2 protein-coding genes and 1 pseudogene are annotated in these 2,222 nt (G+C 43.8%); 2 read left to right on the top strand and 1 reads right to left on the bottom strand.

Features of this window, described 5'->3' with window-relative positions:
- A partial coding sequence (locus WBJ10_RS08855) for a glycosyltransferase family protein (RefSeq protein ID WP_424289410.1) occupies positions 1–552 on the top strand: 552 nt, incomplete at its 5' end.
- A 10-nt stretch (positions 553–562) separates the two neighbouring features.
- Positions 563–1,990 (top strand): GH1 family beta-glucosidase, encoded by a 1,428-nt coding sequence (locus tag WBJ10_RS08850; RefSeq protein ID WP_424289408.1) that lies wholly within the window; start codon positions 563–565, stop codon positions 1,988–1,990.
- On the opposite strand, the pseudogene WBJ10_RS08845 reads toward WBJ10_RS08850, so the two are convergent.
- Positions 1,967–2,222 (bottom strand): annotated as a pseudogene (locus WBJ10_RS08845) (hypothetical protein); the annotation flags it as partial. The gene WBJ10_RS08850 and the pseudogene WBJ10_RS08845 sit on opposite strands and share 24 nt — an antisense overlap.

Genomic DNA, 2,222 nt, shown 5'->3' with positions numbered 1-2,222 from the left:
AAGGAGAATATTTTCACTCCGGTGATAAGATCTCAGGTGCGAAAACAAAAGATTACCAACAAAGGCCACTACACCGTTTATCTCCCATCTTACGATGATAAGCGATTAATATCATTCCTGTCGGAGTTTAAAGATGTGAGCTGGGATATTTTTTCAAAACATAATTCTAAGCGTTTAACTATAAAGAATATCTCCATCCAGCCTATCGACGGCGAAAAGTTTATCGCTAGTATGGCTTCGTCAGCCGGCGTATTATGTGGCGCGGGCTTTGAAACTCCGGCTGAAGCACTTTTCCTGGGGAAAAAACTGATGGTTATCCCCATGAAAAACCAGTACGAGCAGCACCTGAATGCGGCGGCACTGAAGGCGATGAAAGTCCCGGTTATTAATAGTTTAAAACCTAAGTATAAACCTTTAATTTCACTATGGCTGAACAATGAACAGTCTATTCCTGTTACTTATCCAGATGTTACACAGGAAATTATCGACATGATTGTTGAAAAGCACAAAGCAGATACTACATTTGATAGTGATGAAGCTTTGTTTATCTAAAAAGGTTTAAATGGATATAGAGGTGGGAGAAGAGCTGAACCGTGATCTGTTCGGAAAAGATTTTAAGTGGGGTGTTTCGACTGCAGCCTATCAAATAGAAGGCGCACATGATGCAGACGGTAAAGGCAGCTCAATCTGGGATATCTACACCGAACGCAAGAAAAAGATTCTTAACGGACACCATGGTAAAATCGCCTGTGATTTTTATAATCGATACAAAGAAGACATTTCCCTGCTAAAGGACCTTAACATCCCAAATTTACGGCTTTCTACTTCCTGGTCCAGGATAATGCCTTCCGGTACCGGACCTATCAATCACAAAGGTATCGACTTCTATAACAGGATTATCGACACCAGCCTCGAGAACGGTATCGAACCCTGGCTAACCCTGTATCACTGGGACCTGCCGCACGCGCTTGAACAAAAAGGCGGCTGGACCAATCGCGATATTATTTCCTGGTTTGCAGAATATACAGAAATATGTGCCAAGCACTTCGGCGACCGGGTGAAACACTGGATGGTAATGAACGAACCAATGGTATTTACTGGTGCGGGATATTTCCTCGGGGTGCATGCCCCTGGCAGAACGGGCGCCAATAATTTTCTACCCGCTGTCCATCATACGGTCTTAAGTATTTCTGAAGGAGGCCGCATCTTAAAAGACCTGCTTCCTGCGGCGGAAATCGGCACGACATTTTCATGCTCTTTTATTCAGCCCTATACCAACCGACCCAAAGATGTTAACGCCGCAAATCGTATCGACGCGCTTCTGAACCGCATGTTCATCGAACCCATTCTTGGGATGGGTTACCCGGAAAATGATCTTTCTTTTTTGAAGAAGATCAGTAAATACATGCGACCTGGCGATGAGGATAAAATGGCTTTCGATTTTGATTTTATCGGGGTCCAGAATTATACCCGGGAGATTGTGAAAAATTCCTATCTGACCCCTTATGTACAGGCTTCTTTAGTAAAGGCAAAGGATCGCGGAGTTCCTTATACGTCCATGGGCTGGGAGGTATATCCTGAATCTATCTATGAGATGATCAGGAAGTTCAATGAATACAAGAACATTAAGAAGATATACATCACTGAAAATGGCGCGGCTTTTCCAGATCACCTGATAGATGGCAAGGTGAATGACACGCAACGCACTAAGTACATTCAGGAAAATTTAAAACAGGTTTTACGAGCCCGAAACGAAGGCATGAGCGCGGAAGGCTATTTTGTATGGACACTCACCGACAATTTTGAATGGTCGGAAGGCTATCACCCGCGGTTCGGACTGGTTCATGTTGATTTCGAAACACAGCAGCGTACGATTAAATCATCCGGTCACTGGTACTCCGATTTTTTATCAGGGCAGAATGATCAGACCAAGTCGGATTTAAATCTTGAAAAAAGCAATTTAATATCAAGCAACGCCTCGAGGTCCTGATTGTCGTGAAGATCCTCCTCTTCGGCAAATATAATCACTTTCCCTTTGATTCACTGCATCTTTGAACCTTGCTTTGATCCGTTTCGAGAAACTCATCTTCTCCTGTCCCATGGAGGTCAGGCACCAGTTTACAAAGCTGTTCAGCAGGATGAGAGAATCGTAACCGACAGCTCCAAGTTTGGCCAGCCATTTGGAGTTCTGCATCGTGATATCAAACACATCTCCATGGAAA

The sequence above is a fragment of the Daejeonella sp. genome, assembly GCF_049655485.1.
Classification (GTDB): domain Bacteria; phylum Bacteroidota; class Bacteroidia; order Sphingobacteriales; family Sphingobacteriaceae; genus Daejeonella.
Note: the sequence above shows the minus strand (reverse complement) of the source record. Positions and strands in the feature narration are given on the sequence as shown.

Bases quoted from the DNA above. Each gene is read 5' to 3' on its own strand.
- WBJ10_RS08850 (WP_424289408.1), top strand. From the start codon at position 563: ATGGATATAGAGGTGGGAGAAGAGCTGAACCGTGATCTGTTCGGAAAA.